The sequence below is a fragment of the Citrobacter sp. GW821-FHT02E08 genome (genome assembly GCF_059421685.1).
In genome coordinates this window covers 18385-37633 of sequence record NZ_JBWKVL010000023.1, presented here as the reverse complement: position 1 = coordinate 37633, position 19249 = coordinate 18385, and the positions used below count along the sequence as shown (strand labels likewise).

Annotated in this window: 19 protein-coding genes and 1 riboswitch; of the genes, 11 read left to right on the top strand and 8 right to left on the bottom strand. The window is 54.8% G+C overall.

From position 1 onward, the window contains the following. Nucleotides 1-334 precede the first annotated feature (334 nt). On the top strand, nucleotides 335-1924 hold the full coding sequence (gene purH / locus AC07UY_RS20925) for a bifunctional phosphoribosylaminoimidazolecarboxamide formyltransferase/IMP cyclohydrolase (protein ID WP_494701861.1): 1590 nt from the start codon (nucleotides 335-337) through the stop codon (nucleotides 1922-1924). Between the two features lie 15 nt (nucleotides 1925-1939). Then, the gene (gene purD / locus AC07UY_RS20920; protein WP_494701862.1) at nucleotides 1940-3229 is read left to right on the top strand and encodes a phosphoribosylamine--glycine ligase; all 1290 of its coding nucleotides are present in this window, start codon (nucleotides 1940-1942) and stop codon (nucleotides 3227-3229) included. Here purD and zraR read toward each other — a convergent pair. Together zraR and zraS are read right to left on the bottom strand one after the other, a co-directional pair. Next, nucleotides 3226-4551, bottom strand: coding sequence for a sigma-54-dependent response regulator transcription factor ZraR (zraR, locus tag AC07UY_RS20915; protein WP_494661692.1), 1326 nt, complete (start codon nucleotides 4549-4551; stop codon nucleotides 3226-3228). The two genes, purD and zraR, sit on opposite strands and share 4 nt — an antisense overlap. After that, entirely contained in the window at nucleotides 4548-5960 is a 1413-nt protein-coding gene (gene zraS / locus AC07UY_RS20910) for a two-component system sensor histidine kinase ZraS (RefSeq protein ID WP_494701863.1), read from the bottom strand. Before zraS ends, zraR begins: the two co-directional genes overlap by 4 nt. Nucleotides 5961-6211: 251 nt before the next feature. Between zraS and zraP the strand changes: the two genes are divergently transcribed. Then, nucleotides 6212-6655 (top strand): zinc resistance sensor/chaperone ZraP, encoded by a 444-nt coding sequence (gene zraP, locus AC07UY_RS20905; RefSeq protein ID WP_494661690.1) that lies wholly within the window; start codon nucleotides 6212-6214, stop codon nucleotides 6653-6655. Between the two features lie 11 nt (nucleotides 6656-6666). On the opposite strand, the gene AC07UY_RS20900 is transcribed toward zraP, so the two are convergent. From AC07UY_RS20900 to nudC, 6 genes are all read right to left on the bottom strand, one after another. Further along, a complete protein-coding gene (locus AC07UY_RS20900) occupies nucleotides 6667-7359 on the bottom strand; it encodes a DUF1481 domain-containing protein (RefSeq protein ID WP_494661695.1) in 693 nt (230 codons plus the stop codon). An 11-nt stretch (nucleotides 7360-7370) separates the two neighbouring features. Next, a complete protein-coding gene (hupA, locus tag AC07UY_RS20895) occupies nucleotides 7371-7643 on the bottom strand; it encodes a nucleoid-associated protein HU-alpha (RefSeq protein ID WP_001044509.1) in 273 nt (90 codons plus the stop codon). Between the two features lie 186 nt (nucleotides 7644-7829). After that, nucleotides 7830-8420, bottom strand: a complete 591-nt coding sequence (locus AC07UY_RS20890) for a YjaG family protein (protein WP_494661689.1) — start codon at nucleotides 8418-8420, stop codon at nucleotides 7830-7832. Between the two features lie 42 nt (nucleotides 8421-8462). Further along, nucleotides 8463-9134, bottom strand: a complete 672-nt coding sequence (gene nfi / locus AC07UY_RS20885; RefSeq protein WP_494661688.1) for a deoxyribonuclease V — start codon at nucleotides 9132-9134, stop codon at nucleotides 8463-8465. Between the two features lie 9 nt (nucleotides 9135-9143). Further along, entirely contained in the window at nucleotides 9144-10208 is a 1065-nt protein-coding gene (gene hemE / locus AC07UY_RS20880) for a uroporphyrinogen decarboxylase (protein WP_494661687.1), read from the bottom strand. Between the two features lie 39 nt (nucleotides 10209-10247). After that, complete coding sequence (gene nudC, locus AC07UY_RS20875) at nucleotides 10248-11021, bottom strand: NAD(+) diphosphatase (RefSeq protein WP_494701864.1); 774 nt, start codon at nucleotides 11019-11021, stop codon at nucleotides 10248-10250. A 97-nt stretch (nucleotides 11022-11118) separates the two neighbouring features. Between nudC and rsd the strand changes: the two genes are divergently transcribed. The 8 genes from rsd to AC07UY_RS20835 all read left to right on the top strand — a co-directional run bounded on the left by rsd (nucleotide 11119) and on the right by AC07UY_RS20835 (nucleotide 19099). After that, nucleotides 11119-11607 (top strand): sigma D regulator, encoded by a 489-nt coding sequence (gene rsd / locus AC07UY_RS20870; RefSeq protein WP_203359335.1) that lies wholly within the window; start codon nucleotides 11119-11121, stop codon nucleotides 11605-11607. Nucleotides 11608-11659: 52 nt separating this feature from the next. Further along, a riboswitch (TPP riboswitch) is annotated at nucleotides 11660-11769 on the top strand. Between the two features lie 82 nt (nucleotides 11770-11851). After that, a complete protein-coding gene (gene thiC, locus AC07UY_RS20865) occupies nucleotides 11852-13747 on the top strand; it encodes a phosphomethylpyrimidine synthase ThiC (RefSeq protein ID WP_494701865.1) in 1896 nt (631 codons plus the stop codon). Further along, entirely contained in the window at nucleotides 13747-14382 is a 636-nt protein-coding gene (thiE, locus tag AC07UY_RS20860; protein WP_494661684.1) for a thiamine phosphate synthase, read from the top strand. The genes thiC and thiE overlap by 1 nt, the downstream gene beginning before the upstream one ends. Next, a complete protein-coding gene (gene thiF / locus AC07UY_RS20855; protein ID WP_494661683.1) occupies nucleotides 14375-15133 on the top strand; it encodes a thiazole biosynthesis adenylyltransferase ThiF in 759 nt (252 codons plus the stop codon). Before thiE ends, thiF begins: the two co-directional genes overlap by 8 nt. Next, nucleotides 15114-15314: a sulfur carrier protein ThiS gene (gene thiS / locus AC07UY_RS20850; RefSeq protein ID WP_301703124.1), complete on the top strand. Its 201-nt coding sequence runs from the start codon at nucleotides 15114-15116 to the stop codon at nucleotides 15312-15314. Before thiF ends, thiS begins: the two co-directional genes overlap by 20 nt. A 1-nt stretch (nucleotide 15315) precedes the next feature. Beyond that, nucleotides 15316-16086, top strand: coding sequence for a thiazole synthase (gene thiG / locus AC07UY_RS20845; RefSeq protein ID WP_494701866.1), 771 nt, complete (start codon nucleotides 15316-15318; stop codon nucleotides 16084-16086). Then, entirely contained in the window at nucleotides 16083-17216 is a 1134-nt protein-coding gene (thiH, locus tag AC07UY_RS20840) for a 2-iminoacetate synthase ThiH (RefSeq protein WP_494701867.1), read from the top strand. The genes thiG and thiH overlap by 4 nt, the downstream gene beginning before the upstream one ends. A 341-nt stretch (nucleotides 17217-17557) precedes the next feature. Next, nucleotides 17558-19099, top strand: a complete 1542-nt coding sequence (locus AC07UY_RS20835; protein ID WP_494701868.1) for a sensor domain-containing diguanylate cyclase — start codon at nucleotides 17558-17560, stop codon at nucleotides 19097-19099. Nucleotides 19100-19249: the final 150 nt, after the last annotated feature.

Genomic DNA, 19249 nt, shown 5'->3' with positions numbered 1-19249 from the left:
GCATTATAGGGAGTTCTCTGGCGCCCGCAACCCTTAAATGACAGAAAAATGACTGACTGCTGCATTCCACAGCAAAACCCCGCCTTATACCCATTTACACACAGAGTTATCCACAAACCACCCGATCATTTCTGCGATCTTCTTTCTATATATACGATCTTCAGCGAGCAAAACTGGGGTCAACATTGAAAAAGAAAAATTCGCGAGCGTTGCGCAAACGTTTTCGTTACAATGCCACCGCAAAATAAGGATGCCCCGTAAGGGGCGTTAGCTGAGTTTTTCACGAAAAATTCAGCTAACGCTCTCTGTCATTGTCAAATCCAGGGGATTTACCATGCAACAACGTCGTCCAGTCCGCCGCGCTCTGCTCAGTGTTTCTGACAAAGCCGGTATTGTCGAATTCGCCCAGGCACTTTCCGCACGCGGTGTGGAGCTGCTGTCCACAGGCGGTACAGCCCGTCTGTTAGCAGAGAAAGGTCTGCCAGTGACCGAAGTTTCCGATTACACCGGTTTCCCGGAGATGATGGATGGACGCGTGAAGACCCTGCATCCAAAAGTCCACGGCGGCATTCTCGGTCGTCGCGGCCAGGATGACGGGATTATGGAACAACACGGCATCGCGCCGATCGACATGGTGGTTGTTAACCTTTATCCGTTTGCCCAGACCGTTGCCCGTGAAGGCTGCTCGCTGGAAGATGCGGTAGAGAATATTGATATCGGCGGCCCAACCATGGTGCGCTCCGCCGCCAAGAACCATAAAGACGTCGCCATCGTAGTAAAGAGCAGCGACTATGCCGCCATTATTAAAGAGATGGATGCCAACGACGGTTCTCTTACCCTCGACACCCGTTTCGACCTCGCCATCAAAGCGTTTGAGCACACCGCCGCCTATGACAGCATGATCGCCAACTACTTCGGCAGCATGGTTCCGGCCTACCATGGCGAAAGCAAAGAAGCTGCTGGTCGCTTCCCGCGCACCCTGAACCTCAACTTCATTAAGAAGCAGGATATGCGTTATGGTGAAAACAGCCACCAGCAGGCTGCCTTCTATATAGAAGAGAGTGTCAAAGAAGCCTCCGTTGCCACCGCAACGCAGGTTCAGGGGAAAGCCCTCTCTTATAACAACATCGCTGACACAGACGCAGCGCTGGAGTGTGTGAAAGAGTTCGCCGAACCTGCCTGTGTGATTGTGAAGCACGCCAACCCATGCGGTGTCGCCATCAGTAACTCTATCCTCGACGCTTACGATCGCGCATACAAAACCGACCCGACCTCCGCATTCGGCGGCATCATCGCCTTTAACCGCGAACTGGATGCTGAAACCGCGCAGGCCATTATCTCGCGTCAGTTTGTCGAGGTGATCATTGCGCCGTCCGCCAGCGAAGAAGCATTGAAAATCACCGCAGCCAAACAGAATGTGCGCGTACTGACCTGCGGCCAGTGGGCTGAGCGCGTACCGGGTCTGGACTTCAAACGTGTGAACGGCGGTTTGCTGGTTCAGGATCGTGACCTGGGCATGGTCGGCGCGGAAGAACTGCGCGTGGTCACCCAACGTCAGCCGACCGAACAGGAACTGCGTGATGCGCTGTTCTGCTGGAAAGTGGCGAAATTCGTGAAATCCAACGCCATCGTCTATGCCAAAGGCAATATGACTATCGGTATCGGCGCGGGCCAGATGAGTCGCGTTTACTCAGCGAAGATCGCAGGCATCAAAGCGGCCGACGAAGGTCTGGAAGTGAAAGGTTCATCGATGGCCTCTGACGCCTTCTTCCCGTTCCGCGACGGTATTGACGCCGCAGCCGCGGCTGGCGTGACCTGCGTCATTCAGCCTGGCGGTTCTATTCGTGATGATGAAGTGATTGCCGCCGCCGACGAGCACGGTATTGCGATGCTCTTCACTGACATGCGCCACTTCCGCCATTAATTCACGGAGCAGACGATGAAAGTATTAGTGATTGGTAACGGCGGGCGCGAGCATGCGCTGGCCTGGAAAGCGGCGCAGTCGCCGCAGGTTGAAACTGTCTTTGTGGCACCAGGCAACGCAGGTACGGCGCTGGAGCCAGCCCTGCAAAACGTCGCTATCGGCGTGACCGATATCCCGGCGCTGCTGAGCTTTGCCCAGAATGAGAAGATTGACCTGACCATCGTCGGCCCGGAAGCGCCGCTGGTGATTGGCGTGGTTGACGCATTCCGCGCTGCGGGCCTGAAAATCTTCGGCCCAACCGAAGGTGCCGCACAGCTGGAAGGGTCAAAAGCGTTCACCAAGGATTTCCTGGCACGCCATCAGATCCCAACGGCGGAATACCAGAACTTTACCGAGATTGAGCCTGCTCTGGCTTATCTGCGTGAGAAAGGCGCGCCTATCGTCATTAAAGCTGACGGTCTGGCGGCGGGTAAAGGCGTTATTGTCGCGATGACGCTGAGCGAGGCCGAAGCTGCCGTTCACGATATGCTGGCAGGTAACGCCTTTGGCGATGCGGGTCATCGCATCGTTATCGAAGAGTTCCTCGACGGCGAGGAAGCGAGCTTTATCGTGATGGTTGACGGCGAGCACGTGCTGCCAATGGCCACCAGTCAGGATCACAAACGCGTGGGCGATAAAGACACCGGGCCTAACACCGGTGGGATGGGCGCTTACTCCCCTGCCCCGGTGGTAACGGATAAAGTCCACCAGCGCACCATGGAACGCATCATCTGGCCGACTGTGAAAGGCATGGCGGCGGAAGGCAACACCTACACCGGTTTCCTGTATGCCGGTCTGATGATCGATAAACAGGGCAATCCGAAGGTTATTGAGTTCAACTGCCGCTTTGGCGATCCGGAAACCCAGCCAATCATGCTGCGCATGAAGTCCGATCTGGTTGAGCTGTGCCTGGCCGCCTGCGAAGGCAAGCTGGACGAGAAGACCTCCGAGTGGGACGAGCGCGCTTCTCTGGGCGTCGTCATGGCAGCCGGCGGTTATCCGGGCGACTACCGCACGGGTGACGTGATCCACGGTCTGCCGCTGGAAGAAGTGGCGAACGGTAAGGTGTTCCACGCCGGGACTAAACTCGCTGATGACGATCGGGTACTGACCAGCGGTGGGCGCGTGCTGTGCGCTACTGCGCTGGGCCATACCGTCGCCGAAGCACAGAAGCGCGCCTACGCGCTGATGGATCATATCCACTGGGATGGCAGCTTCAGCCGTAAAGATATCGGCTGGCGCGCCATCGAGCGTGAGCAGAACTAACGCGACAGTTTTGCCAACAGCGTTTTGCGCGTAATCCCTAACTGACGGGCGGCTTCGGTTTTGTTGCCGCCCGTTTTCTCCAGCGCCGCCAGAATCACCTCTTTCTCAACATCCACCAGCGGTTGGATCTCGCGATCATCGTCGACATTCACCAACGTCGCCGCAATGGCGAGTGGCAATTCGCGTTCAGAGATATATTCCCCCGTCAGCAGAACCACCGCGCGCTCAATGGCGTTTTCCAGTTCACGGATATTCCCGGGCCACGCATAGTGAATCAGCAGATCCATCGCCTGCGGGGTAAATCCCTTCACCGCTTTACGGTTTCGCTCAGCAAATCGCTGACGAAAGTGTTCGGCCAGTAGCGGAATATCTTCCCGACGCTGACACAAAGGCGGCATCTCGATCGTTACCACATTCAGACGATAATAGAGATCCTGACGAAAACGCCCGGCACTGACTTCCGCCGCCAAATCACGGTGAGTCGCCGCAATCAGCCTGACATCAACAGAAATCGTCTGATTACTCCCGACCCGCTGAACCTCGCGCTCCTGAATAACCCGCAGCAAACGAACCTGCATCATCGGCGAGATATCGCCGATTTCGTCGAGAAACAGCGTGCCGCCGTCGGCTTCCACAAAACGTCCCTCGCGCCGTTTATCTGCTCCGGTGAAGGCGCCTTTTTCATGCCCAAACAGCTCAGACTCCAGCAGCGACTCATTCAGCGCCGCGCAGTTAAGCGTTATCAGTGGTTTTTCGCTGCGTGCACTGCTGGCATGGAGCGCCCTGACTACCAACTCTTTACCGGTTCCCGAGTCGCCATGAATCAATACCGTGGCATCGGAGGGCGCCACCATCGCAATTTCAGTGAGCAAATGCTGCATCGCCGGGCTTTCGCCGATCATGCCGAACTGAGCGGCAGAGGCTGAAGGTGATTCAACGCCAGCGTTTCGCGTATGTGCCAGCGCTTTCTCGAGAGTGTCCTGTAAGCTGTCGAAATCCAGTGGTTTAATTAAGTAATCCAGCGCGCCCGCTTTAAGCGCCTCTACTGCGGTTTCTACGCTGGAGTACGCCGTCATAATCAAAATGGGAATCGCCGGATTCAGCGCTTTGATCTCTTTAAGCGTTTCGATGCCGTCCATTTCGGCCATACGCACATCACATAACACCAGATCAAAGACATGTTCGCGTACCCGCTCTACGGCCTCGCGCCCACCGTAAGCCAGCGCCACGTCATAGCCCCACCCACGAAGCAGCGCCTGTAAAATCGTGCAATGGCTGATGTCGTCATCCACGACCAGAATATCGATTTTTACGCGTGTCATCCTTGTCTGTCCTGTTCTCTCGCTTTGATCGGTAGATAAAGAGTAAAGACGGCGCCTTTACCTGGAACGCTTGTCGCCTGAATGGTTCCGCCGTGTTGCTCAACGATGTTCTGTACCACCGCTAATCCAAGCCCGGTACCGTCGGCTTTGGTCGTAAAGTACGGCGTAAATATCGCATCCAGGTCTTCTGCCGCAATCCCCTTCCCACTGTCGGTGACCACAATTTTAACGCGATCGCCTGCGCATTCGCCCACCTCGACCGTAATGACGCCCTGATGACCAATAGCATGAATCGCGTTCAGATACAGGTTCAGTAATACCTGCGTTAGCCTGTCAGGATCGGTCTGAACAGCCGGCAGCGACACATTGGCGGTAAACTGCAGCTGAATCGCCCTGCTTCGCGCATCCTGGCTAACGAGCTGTAACGAGTGAGTGATGATGTCATTGAGATCCACCGACTGCAGCGTCAGATGCGTAGGCCTTACCAGTTCCAGCAGTTCGCTCACCACCCGATTTAACCGATCGGCCTCTTTTGCCATCACCTGCGCCAACTCATAGGATTCGCCACCCGCAGGTGAGCGCTCGGCAAAATACTTCGCCAGCCCTTTGATGGAAGAGAGCGGGTTGCGAATTTCATGCGCCACCCCCGCCGCCAGATGCCCGAGCGCCACCAGCTTCTCTTTGCGTTTCATCTCGTCCTGTAACAGCTGACGAGAACGCAAGTAGCGACGATACAAGAAATAAGAGAGCATTGTTGCCAGCAATACACCCGCCAGCGCAGAAAGCACAATCACCGTATTGCGCCACTCTCTTGCCTGAGTCGCGACCAGATCGCTGGCGTCAAAGGCAATAAAAATGGTCTGTGGCGCGGATGCCGCTTGTCCGCCACTCTCCTCACAACGTGGCATGCTGCGCATGCCATGCCGTTTTGACGCAAACATGGGCTGGAACTGACGATAAATTTCCAGCGCCGGTGTCGGTTCTCCGCCATTCTGGTGAATGGCGATCGGCCGCCAGCTTTCCTCATCACCGGGATTTAACTGGCGCATTTCGTCCGCAGAGTAGAGTGATTTTCCGACGCGCCCGGGGTCGCTGTGGGTCACGATATTGCCCTGCGCATCAGTGATGGCAAACCACAGTACGCCCGGTTGTCCGGCCATTTCCTCCAGCAGGGTCTGCTGCTGAGCATGGTGCATACGCATTCCCATCCCCACCCGAGAGCCAGATTCCAGTGCACGGATCAGCACGCTGCCTTTTTCCAGTAGCGTTTGCCGCGCAGCGTCGCTCTCACGTCCGTAATCCCGCAGGGTCATGACGGAAAAAAGCCCCACCAGAACGAGAATGGCGGCAGGCAGAACGCCACTCAGCCATCTCGCCACCGTATCCTTATGTTGCCGTATATCACGCATACGTTCTCTCTATTGCCAGATCATCTCCTTGTTCCAGCAGAAATCATGCCACTTTTCGCGCCCTGCAACCCTGTCTTTAGACACAAACTGCTGATGCTACTGAGTAAAAATGACCCGCTGCGAAAATCAGGCGAGTCATTTTTACTCGCTTTAGCCACTCAACGGCTGATATTTCTCCCGCAGACTGGGGATGGAACACCTGGTATGGAAGATGCAAAAGGGAAGGAAGATAACCAACAAGAGGACAAAATATGAAACGGAATAACACGGCGGGTCTGGCGCTGATCGCACTATCCCTGATGGTTCTGGGTTCCAGCCCAGCCATCGCCCGAAATCACTGGGGAAATGACAACAGTGGGATGAGGCAACAAAATGTCAGTGCGCTCACAACGGAACAGCAAGCCGCCGCCCAGAAAATCGATGATGATTACGACTCGCAGACCCGTTCGTTACGTCAGCAATTAACGTCCAAACAGTATGAGTACAATGCGTTATTAACCGCCAGTTCACCGGATAGCGCGAAAATTAGCGCCGTGGCGAAAGAGATGGCCTCTTTGCGTCAGTCGCTGAATGATCAACAGGTGAAACGCGATATTGCGATGGTGGAAGCAGGCGTGCCGCGTGGTACAGGAATGGGTTGCGGTGGCGGCGGGTATCATCGGGGTGGCGGCCATATGGGGATGGGCCACTGGTAAACCCCGTTGAATCAGAAACTTTTCTCTTGCGGCTGCCAGCGACAGAAGTCTTCATTCGCCACCAGTAGCAACTGAGATCCTTCAGGCGCCTCCAGCCATGCCACGCTCACCTCAACCGACGAGCGACTCTGGCGGCGCTCAATATGGCTGATTGCCCACGCGTCTAAATCGGGCTTCAGCGTTTCGCCTTCGCAGGTGGTGATGGTTTGATTGGCGTGCCAGCGTCCCTGGCGTAAAACCACCCGCCCCTGACGCAACGCGTCGCTGGTCTGGCGGATTTGATCGGCGCGATAGCGGTATAGCGCAATTTGATCGCTGGAAAGCTGCTGTTTCTGCCCGCCAACCTCACGCTGCATAAAGCTCAGTTCACCACGATCGTCGAATCGGGCGCGAATATGCTCTGCCGGTTTACCGTAAACGTTGAATTCAATCAGAGAAAGCGTATCACCTTGCCAGCGATATTCAGCCGTGGTCGTCTCGCCGCTGCGCCATGGGCTAAAGACGGAAAGCAGATGAACATCACCGCCGGAATCTTTACGCCAGACACGCACCGCCCCCTGATCGTCCGCGTAACCGCTGGCCGTAAAGGGGGGAAGCGAAGAGTGCTGACTGCACGCGGTCAGCAATAGCGCGCCTGCCAACGTCAGCGTACGACGCCAGACAGACAAAAGGGGCGAACCCGCCCCTTCGCTAAAACTGTTCACTGCCACGCGAATTACTTAACTGCGTCTTTCAGTGCTTTGCCAGAAACAAATGCCGGCACGTTAGCTGCGGCGATTTTGATTTCTTTACCGGTCTGCGGGTTGCGGCCAGTGCGCTCAGCGCGGTGGTTCACTTTGAAGGTACCGAAACCAACCAGTTGTACAGCATCGCCTTCTTTCAGAGACTCAGTAATAGCAGCCAGAGTGGATTCCAGAGCAGCTTTAGCCTGGGTTTTGGACAGTTCTGCTTTGTCTGCAATTACATCAATCAGTTGAGTCTTGTTCATAAGTTATCCTTACAATGTGTTTATCGCTTGCTAAGCATCGAGTGCGACGAAAATGCCAGAAAAGCACTCTCCTGCATACACGCACCGATAGCCACTTTTTTTCGCCCCCCAAATGTAGACCAGACGGGGGGCGGAAGGGAAGCCTTCAGGCATGACAAATCAGGCGTTAAATCACGTTTTCTGGTCTCATTGCGGAAAAATTATACCGATATTACTCTCGCCGGACTCGCGCAGGTCTGCGCGTAACCCTTTTATCAGCTCAATATCGCGTTCTTCGCAATCGGCCAAAAGTCGGAATATTTCCCACTGAATGTCCCATTCTTGCTCAACCGCAGGGTTCTCTTTCAGCTCTTCATCGGTCATTTCACGACCAGCTTGCGTCATTTCCAGCATCGCAACGGTGGTAATAGACGTCTTACTGACTTCAATCGCATGCTCCAGCGTTTCACCACTCAGACGCGAGTGCATCAATTCGCTTAATGCCACACAGGCATCAATCGCGGGATAAACGCCGTACAAATCGTAATCATCTGCCGACGGAATGGCCTCTTCAAACTTTTCCAGCTGGCTGTCGAAATTGATTTTCGCATCTTTGACCGTCAGCACTTCCCAAATCAAATCCAGAATTCGGCGGTAAATCTGCCCATCGCCAAATTCAGTTTGCTGACAGAACATGGCGTAGTTGGGGTACATGCGTTCGCACAAACAGGCCATAAAAGTGACATGCTGCCAGCTTTCCAGCTTCTCAAGGCGCAGATGAATCGGGTTTTGTAACATGATGAGATCTCGAAAACGATAATTAGCGGAAGTGTACCTGAATCAAGGCTGAATTTCTTGCCAACGCGCAAATGCCGGACGGTCCGACGCCACCGCGTCAGCCCAGCGCGTAGGCTCGGGTAAGCGATACCCTTTCATACAGCGTTGTACCCACGCAAGGGCGCTGTCCAGCCCAACCCGGTGCCCGGTCGAAACAAACAGTGGATTGCAGCGCGCTTTGCTACGCCAGACCCATGCCAGCTGCTCGCCCTTATCCATTAACGGCGCCAGCGCGCCGGGTTCGGCAGAGAGAGGGTCAAATTTGCCGCACAGCCGTTTTTTCGCCACGCCGATGGTCGGCACATCCACCAGCAGCCCAAAATGGCTGGCAACACCGAGGCGACGCGGATGAGAAATACCGTGGCCATCGACAAACACTAAATCAGGCTTATGCGAGAGTTGCTCCCACGCGGCCAGCAGCGCGGGATATTCACGAAAGGAGAGAAAGCCAGGAATATACGGCATGGTGGTGGCGATGCGCGCCACCTTGTACTCCACCAGCTCAAGCGAAGGATACTTCAACAGTACCATTGCGGCTCGCGTCACTTCACCGCCCTGCTCAAACCCAACATCAGCGCCTGCGATCAGATCCGGAGGATCGTTATCCAGACGATCCTCGCGGGAAACCGATGCAGCCAGTTCAAGCTGTTGAGCGCGTAGCGACGCGAGATCCATGCCGATCCCTTACTGGTGATACTGCGCTGAAATCCGGTGTACTGCCTCCACAAAGGTTCCAGCATGTTCTGGCGGCACATCCTGGTGAATGCCGTGCCCAAGGTTGAAGACGTGGCCTTCACCCTGGCCGAATCCCGCCAGAATCGTCGCGACCTCTTCTTCAATACGCGCCGCTGGTGCATACAGCATGGAAGGATCCATATTCCCCTGCAGCGCCACTTTATGTCCTACGCGACGACGCGCATCGGCAATGTCTGTGGTCCAGTCGAGTCCCAGCGCATCACAGCCCGTTTCCGCCATCGCTTCCAGCCATTGGCCGCCGCCTTTGGTAAACAGCGTGACCGGCACACGACGCCCTTCATTCTCACGCAGGAGACCATCGACGATTTTATGCATGTAATAGAGCGAGAACTGCTGATAATCGCGCCCGGTCAGCACGCCGCCCCAGGTATCGAAAATCATCACCGACTGCGCGCCCGCTTTGATCTGCGCATTGAGATACAACGTGACGCTTTTCGCCAGTTTATCGAGCAGTAAATGGAGCGCCTGCGGGTCTGCATACATCATCTTTTTAATGACGGTAAAGGCTTTGCTGCTACCGCCTTCCACCATGTACGTTGCCAGCGTCCATGGACTGCCGGAAAAACCAATCAACGGGACTTCGCCTTTCAGTTCGCGACGAATAGTGCGTACTGCATTCATCACGTAGCCCAGTTCATCCTCGGGATCAGGGATTGGCAGTTTTTCGACGTCGGCTTTGCAGGTCACCGGCGCGGTAAAGCGCGGGCCTTCTCCGGCTTCAAAGTAAAGCCCCAGGCCCATCGCATCCGGAATGGTCAGGATGTCCGAAAAGAGGATCGCCGCATCAAGCGGGTAACGGCGCAGCGGCTGGAGCGTGACTTCGCACGCCAGCTCGGCATTTTTGCACAGTGACATAAAATCGCCCGCTTGTGCGCGGGTGGCTTTATACTCCGGGAGATAACGGCCTGCCTGGCGCATCATCCATACAGGGGTGACATCAACGGGCTGGCGCAGCAGCGCACGCAGGTAACGATCGTTTTTCAGTTCGGTCATTTTTACATTCCTTTAGCGTTATGCGTCCAGTGTATCATGTCACTCGTACTCTGCCCGACACATTGCCACCGTATCTTCGATCAACCGACGAGCGACAGTGCCCGGCGGCGGCAGTAGCGGAAGATCGTCATAACGATACCAACCCGCGTCCAGTAACTCCTTCGGATCGATAACAATCTCCCCGCTGTCGTACTCTGCCATAAACGCAGTCATGAGCGACATCGGGAATGGCCACGGCTGCGACGTGACATAGCGCAGGTTCTTCACTTTAATACGGCTTTCTTCCATGACTTCACGCGCCACCGCTTGTTCCAGGGTTTCCCCCACTTCAACAAATCCGGCCAGCACCGTATGCACGCCATTGCGATGGCGGGTATGTTGGGCGAGCAAAAGGGTGTCTTCACGGCGAATCGCCACAATAATGCAAGGCGCTATCTGAGGGTAATAGCGTTCGCGGCAATGACTGCACAACATGGCCCATTCGGTTTTACTCGGGTACATTGTGTGCCCGCAGTAGCCACAGAATTTATGTGAACGGTAAAACTCCGCCAGTTGCACGCCGCGCCCCGCCAGTTGAAACAGACCGACATCCTGATCGATAACCTGCCGTACGGATCCCATATCATGGCGGCGATGCTGCTGTACCAACCAGACGGGTTCGCTTTCCCACTCCCCAATCTGGAGAGCGCGCTGCCCAACAAGATCGAACGTTGCCGCTTCGCCATGCGGCAGTTCTCCGCGAGGTAGCCATATTTTTTGCTCATGGCTGACAATCCACCAGCCGCTGTCTAATTTTTCAATTATACGATCCATATCTCTTGCGCTACCTTTGCTTCACAGGCATGTTGTTTACATTATTTTTACATTTTTGAGTGAGCAGTTTTTTGAATCTAAACTTGCGGAGTCAATCATGTTAAACCAGCTGGATAACCTGACAGAGCACGTCAGAGGAAGTAATAAACTGGTTGATCGCTGGCTACATGTACGTAAGCATCTGCTCGTGGCTTACTACAATTTGGTTGGCATTAAGCCTGGCAAAGAATCGTACATGCGCTTAAACGAAAAAGCGCTGGATGATTTTTGTCAAAGTCTGGTCGATTACCTTTCCGCCGGACACTTCAGTATTTATGAACGTATTCTCCATAAATTGGAAGGTAACGGGCAGCTTTTAAACGCAACGAAAATTTGGCCGTTGCTGGAAGCCAATACGCAACGCATTATGGATTACTACGACTCCAGCCTGGAAATGGCCATCGATCATGATAACTATCTTGAATTTCAAAAGGTTTTATCAGATATCGGCGAAGCGCTGGAATCCCGATTTATCCTTGAAGACAAGCTGATCATGCTGGTCTTTGACGCGATGCACGACAGTGCCAGGGCAAAACGTCCTGCTTGAGTTCGACGCTATTAACGCGTAACTTACCTTTGTCGCCCCCTTTACCGGGGGTTATTTCTTGTCGGAGTGCCCAGTGTGAAAACACGGGCTGAGACCGTTAATTCGGGATCCGCGGAACCTGATCAGGTTAAAACCTGCGAAGGGAACAAGAGTCAATCTGCTATTGCATCGCCATTGCGGCGATCGTCTCTCTTGCTTCATCCGTCGTCTGACAAGCCACGTCCTTACTTTTTTGGAATGAGCTATGTCTGCAACAAAATTAACCCGTCGCCAGCAACGCGAACAAGCACAACACTTCATCAATACGCTAGAAGGTACTGCCTTTCCTAACTCCAGACGGATCTATATCACCGGCTCGCAGGCGGATATCCGCATCCCAATGCGCGAAATCCAGCTTAGTCCGACGTTAACCGGCGGCACAAAAGACCATCCACAATACGAAGAAAACGAAGCCATTCCGGTGTATGACACCTCGGGCCCGTATGGCGATCCTGATATCGCGATTAATGTTGAACAGGGTCTGGCAAAACTGCGTCAACCGTGGATTGATGCCCGCGCTGACAGTGAAGCACTGACCGATCGCAGCTCAGCCTATACCAAAGAGCGCCTGGCCGATGACGGTCTGGATGAACTCCGTTTCACTGGCCTGTTAACGCCGAAACGTGCCAAAGCCGGAAAATGCGTCACGCAATTGCATTATGCGCGCCAGGGTATCGTCACGCCGGAGATGGAGTTCATCGCTATCCGTGAAAACATGGGGCGCGAGCGCATTCGCAGTGAGGTGTTACGCCACCAGCATCCAGGCGAAGGCTTTGGCGCACGCCTGCCGGAAAACATCACTCCGGAGTTTGTCCGTGATGAAGTGGCCGCCGGACGCGCGATTATTCCTGCGAACATTAACCATCCGGAATCTGAGCCGATGATTATCGGCCGCAACTTCCTGGTCAAAGTAAACGCCAATATCGGCAATTCTGCGGTGACCTCTTCCATCGAAGAAGAGGTCGAAAAACTGGTCTGGTCCACACGCTGGGGAGCAGATACGGTGATGGACCTTTCAACAGGCCGCTATATCCACGAAACCCGCGAGTGGATCCTGCGTAACAGCCCGGTGCCGATCGGTACAGTGCCGATCTACCAAGCGCTGGAGAAGGTCAATGGGATCGCCGAAGATCTGACCTGGGAAGCCTTCCGCGATACGCTGCTGGAGCAGGCCGAACAAGGTGTCGACTACTTCACCATCCATGCAGGCGTCCTGTTGCGCTATGTGCCGATGACAGCCAAACGCCTGACGGGGATTGTCTCGCGCGGCGGTTCAATTATGGCGAAATGGTGCCTGTCCCATCATCAGGAAAACTTCCTCTACGAGCACTTCCGCGAGATTTGCGAAATCTGCGCCGCCTACGACGTTGCGCTCTCTCTCGGCGATGGCCTGCGTCCTGGCTCCGTTCGTGACGCCAACGACGAAGCACAGTTTGCCGAACTGCATACGCTCGGCGAACTGACCAAAATCGCCTGGGAATATGACGTGCAGGTGATGATCGAAGGCCCAGGGCATGTCCCGATGCAGATGATCCGTCGCAACATGACCGAAGAGCTGGAGCACTGTCATGAAGCGCCGTTCTATACCTTAGGCCCATTGACCACCGATATCGCACCGGGCTATGACCATTTCACTTCCGGGATTGGCGCAGCGATGATTGGCTGGTTTGGCTGCGCGATGCTCTGCTACGTCACCCCGAAAGAGCACCTCGGCCTGCCAAACAAAGAAGATGTGAAACAGGGGCTGATCACCTACAAGATCGCCGCGCACGCCGCCGACCTGGCGAAGGGCCACCCGGGCGCGCAAATCCGCGATAACGCCATGTCGAAAGCGCGCTTCGAATTCCGTTGGGAAGACCAGTTTAACCTGGCCCTCGACCCATTCACCGCCCGTGCGTACCACGATGAAACGCTGCCACAGGAATCCGGCAAAGTCGCCCACTTCTGCTCCATGTGTGGGCCGAAGTTCTGCTCGATGAAAATCAGCCAGGAAGTTCGCGACTACGCCGCCGCGCAAACCATTGAAGTGGGCATGGCAGACATGTCGGAGAACTTCCGTGCCAAAGGCGGTGAGATCTATCTGAAGCGGGAGGAAGCCTGATGTACCAGCCTGATTTCCCCACCGTCCCTTTCCGTCTCGGACTTTATCCGGTGGTAGACAGCGTACTCTGGATTGAACGCCTGCTGGAGGCGGGCGTGCGCACGATCCAACTGCGGATTAAAGATAAGCGCGATGAAGACGTGGAAGCGGACGTTATCGCCGCGATTACGCTGGGGCGTCGTTTTGACGCCCGGTTGTTCATCAACGACTACTGGCGACTGGCGATCAAGCACAACGCGTACGGTGTCCATCTGGGTCAGGAAGATCTCGAAACCACCGATCTGAAGGCGATTCAGGCGGCAGGGCTGCGCCTTGGCGTCTCGACCCATGATGATATGGAAATTGACGTGGCGCTGGCCGCGCGTCCTTCGTATATCGCGCTGGGGCATGTCTTCCCAACACAAACCAAACAGATGCCCTCCGCCCCGCAAGGGCTGGAACAGCTGGCACGCCATATTGAACGTCTGGCTGATTATCCTGCCGTCGCCATCGGCGGGATTAGCCTTGAGCGCGCGCCTACGGTACTGGCTACCGGGGTCGGCAGTATTGCCGTCGTCAGCGCGATTACGCAGGCAACAGACTGGCGTGCCGCCACCGCGCAGTTGCTTTCGGTAGCAGGAGCTGGCGATGAATGATCGTGACTTTATGCGCTACAGCCGCCAGATCTTGCTTGGCGATATCGCGATTGAAGGGCAGCAAAAGCTGCTCGCAAGCCACGTGCTGGTCATCGGTTTAGGCGGATTAGGCTCGCCCGCCGCGCTCTATCTTGCGGGCGCGGGCATCGGCACGTTGGTTCTGGCTGACGATGACGATGTACATCTGAGTAACCTGCAACGGCAAATTCTCTTCACTACCGATGATATCGCCCGCCCGAAATCGCACGTCACGAAGCAGAGACTGGCGCGTCTCAACCCGGATATTGAACTGGTGGCGTTACAGCAACGTCTCTCCGGCGATGCGCTTCGACACGCGGTCGCAAATGCTGATGTGGTACTGGATTGTACCGACAACATGGCCACCCGCCAGGCGATCAACGCCGCCTGCGTCGCGCTCAATACGCCACTGATTACCGCCAGCGCCGTTGGCTTTGGCGGTCAATTAATGGTTCTGACGCCTCCCTGGGAGCAGGGCTGTTATCGCTGCCTGTGGCCGGACGACGAAGAGCCGGAACGCAACTGCCGTACCGCCGGCATCGTGGGGCCAGTGGTCGGCGTGATGGGCACATTGCAGGCGCTGGAGGCCATTAAACTCCTGAACGGCATGGAAACGCCCACGGGCAAACTGCGTCTGTTTGACGCCAAAACCAGCCAGTGGCGCAGCCTGGCGTTACAACGCGCCAGCGACTGCCCGGTATGTGGAGGGCAACATGCAGATTCAGTTCAATGATGAGTCGATGCAGTGCGCAGTGGGAGTGTCTGTTACCGACCTGCTGAATCAGCTCGACCAACTCAAGCCTGGTGCCGCGCTGGCGCTCAATCAACAGATCCTGCCGCGCGAACAGTGGGAACATCACATTGTGCAGGACGGTGATCAGATCCTGCTTTTTCAGGTTATTGCCGGGGGCTGATATGTTACGTATCGCAGATAAAACGTTCGACTCACACCTGTTCACGGGGACAGGGAAATTCGCCTCTTCATCTTTAATGGCTGAGGCGATTCGCGCCTCCGGCAGCGAGCTTGTGACGCTGGCGATGAAGCGCGTTGACTTGCGTCAGCACAACGACGCTATTCTGGCGCCGTTATTGGAAGCGGGCGTCACGCTGTTGCCCAATACCTCCGGTGCTAAAACGGCTGAGGAGGCCATTTTTGCCGCGCAATTAGCGCGGGAAGCACTGGGCACCCACTGGCTAAAACTGGAAATTCACCCCGACGCGCGCTGGTTGCTGCCGGACCCGATAGAAACACTGAAAGCCGCCGAGGCGCTGGTCAAACAGGGATTTGTGGTGTTGCCCTACTGCGGTGCCGACCCGGTGCTGTGCAAACGTCTTGAAGAGGTCGGCTGCGCCGCCGTGATGCCGCTCGGCGCGCCGATTGGTTCAAATCAGGGGCTGGAAACCCGAGCCATGCTGGAGATTATCATCCAGCAGTCAACCGTCCCGGTCGTCGTCGATGCGGGGATCGGTGTCCCCAGCCATGCCACACAGGCCCTGGAAATGGGTGCCGACGCCGTGCTGGTCAATACAGCGATCGCTGTGGCTGACGATCCGGTGATGATGGCGAAGGCATTCCGTTTGGCAGTGGAAGCGGGCATTCTGGCGCGTCAGGCCGTACCGGGAAGACGTAGCGTAAATGCTCAACCCACCAGCCCGTTAACCGGATTCCTGGAGACATCGGCATGAAAACGTTCACCGACCGCTGGCGCGAGTTGGACTGGGACGATATCCGTCTGCGCATCAACAGCAAAACGGCTGCTGACGTCGAACGGGCGCTGAATGCAACGCAGTTGGGTCGCGATGACATGATGGCGCTGCTCTCTCCTGCGGCAAGTGCGTACCTCGAGCCGCTGGCACAAAAGGCGCAACGCCTTACCCGACAGCGGTTTGGTAATACGGTCAGTTTTTACGTTCCGCTCTATCTTTCCAACCTTTGCGCCAATGACTGCACCTATTGCGGCTTTTCAATGAGCAACCGCATCAAGCGCAAGACGCTGGATGACAAAGAGATTTCCCGTGAATGTGAAGCCATTCGTGCCCTGGGATTTGAGCACCTGCTGCTGGTGACCGGGGAGCATCAGGCAAAAGTGGGCATGGACTATTTTCGCCGCCATCTGCCTGCCATCCGCTGCCAGTTCTCCTCTTTACAGATGGAAGTGCAACCGCTGTCAGAGGCAGAGTACGCCGAGCTCAAAACTCTGGGGCTGGATGGTGTAATGGTCTATCAGGAAACCTACCATCAGGCGATGTACGCACAGCACCATCTGAAAGGGAAAAAGCAGGACTTCTTCTGGCGACTGGAAACACCAGACAGGCTGGGTCGTGCGGGGATCGATAAAATCGGGCTGGGTTCGCTGATTGGTCTGTCTGACAGTTGGCGGGTAGATTGTTATATGGTGGCTGAGCATCTGCTCTGGATGCAGAAACAGTACTGGCAGAGCCGCTACTCAATCTCTTTCCCACGTCTGCGCCCGTGCACGGGGGGGATTGAGCCCGCGTCCATCATGGATGAGCGTCAACTGGTACAAACCATCTGCGCATTTCGCCTGCTTGCTCCGGAGATCGAACTGTCGCTCTCTACACGTGAATCGCCGTGGTTTCGCGATCACGTTATTCCCCTGGCGATTAACAATGTCAGCGCGTTTTCGAAGACACAACCAGGCGGTTATGCTGACGATCACCCTGAGCTGGAGCAGTTTTCCCCGCACGACGCCCGGCGTCCTGAAGATGTTGCCGGGGCGCTGGCGGCGCAAGGATTACAGCCGGTCTGGAAAGATTGGGACAGCTATCTGGGGCGTGCCTCGCAAGCGCGGTGAATCAGATTGTAATCGGCTGAATAATTTACGAGCCCGTACGTAATGTGAAAAACGGGAGATAGCGTTCAGACTCCCGTTTTTTTATGTTGTCGATGTCAGCAACGGAAGCTGACCAGGGCGGAATTTTTCTTCCTCGTTTTCGCCCTGCCCTCAACCGCTATGCAGCACAAAATTCTCTTTACGACATAAGCAGGGACAATCTTATTTGTTTTTAAGATAAATCATCTTTAGCTATACCCTCACAGCTATAATTGCATAGATTCTGTCCTGATGTACGGAACTCTGTTGTCGGCTTTACTCACCTTTTCAGGACTTACACCTTCAGGGATGACCCACAGCCAATGGCACGTCACAATAGAAAACTTTCCTTCACGACCCCCATGTTAGTGAGTTTCGGGGGGATTTTGCTCAGTTTTATTCTGATCGCAATTTTCATCACCTTCACCCAGCGAAAAGATTTCCTGGAGGATTACCACAACATTAACCGCAACTTCACGCATAACCTTGCGGTTAACTATACCGAGTCGTTGCTACGCGAAAACGACTATATCCTCGCACGCGCAGCGACCTTCTTTTCCCGTGGTGACAAGCTAAATGAAACGGTGAATATCGATACGGAAGAAGGTCTGAGGTTGTTAATGCAGTTACAGACGCTGATGCCAACCGTCTCTTCCATCTCGCTGGCGGATACCGAAGGCAACTACCTGCGAGCCCCGGAAGTGTTAACCGATGAAAATAGCAAAGCCTTTGATGCCAAAACGCGTCCATGGTTTGTACACCAGGCAAAAGCCAGTACATTCAGTCACTATACAAATCCTCACATGGACTACTTCACCCATTACCCAACGGTGGCCATCTACAAGCCGGTCATTTCACCTGAAGGAAGACTGAAAGGCAGTATCGCGTTCCACCTGGATCTCACGTCAATGAGTTATACCCTGCGCCAGATGGTTGCCCCTGTTCAGGGGGAGTTTTTTGTCGCTGACCGTGACGGGAAAGTCGTGCTACATCCGGATACTGGCGCGTTATTTAAACAATATGTCAGTGAAAAGATGATGGACAGGATGACCAGCGGCGAAGGGTATGTTTTCGATTCAAAAAGCAATACCTGGTACTACTACTACTCGTTTACGAATCCAGACTGGTTTGTCGTTTACCGGGTCTCTGACACCATGCTGATGGACCTCACTCGCCACGAAACCAATATTGTGTCCTGGGGATTCGCGCTGGCAGCCATGATGGTCGTGCTGTTTGGGCTTTATCTGCGGCATACCTCCCGAACGGTATTGATGAACATCATCAACGCCATCAAGACCGGAGATGTTAATCGGGCGCCCCGACTGGAAGCCATGCTCAGTAAGGCCATCGAGTTAAATAAAGAACGTGAGATGGCCTATGTCCGCCAGGCGACAATTGACGCACTGACTGGCTGCAAAAACCGTCGCGCATTCGACAGTGACATTGCCGCGCTGATGAACGATCACCAACCCTTCACCCTGGCGCTGGTGGACATTGATAATTTTAAATCTATCAACGACACCTGGGGACATCTGAGCGGCGACATCGTTCTGCGTAACGTGGCTCGTGAAGGCATTCAGGTAATGCAGCCCCATTCTGTTTCCCTTTACCGTTATGGCGGTGAAGAATTTGCCGTTCTCTTTGCTGGCGTTCATGCTAAAGAGGCTTTTACGTTGCTTGAACAATGGCGCACGATCGTAGAGCAGAGAGCCTGGCGTGAAGAGAATCTGACCGTCACCTTCAGCGCAGGTATGAAAGAGTGGAATATGGAATCGCTGGAACAGTTAATCATCGGTGCCGATGAAGCGCTTTATCTCGCCAAACAGCAGGGAAAAAACCGGATCCTGCCAACGCCTCTTCTGTAAATATCCTAAAGCACCAGGCCCGCCGAGACGGGCCTTTTTGATGCTTCCTGCCTTACCGTAACCGGTTTCATTTTTTATGGCGTATCTTTGTGATGCTTTACACACATTCACTTTAAGACAGTTGTCCTCTCCCCTGTCAGGGACTAAAGA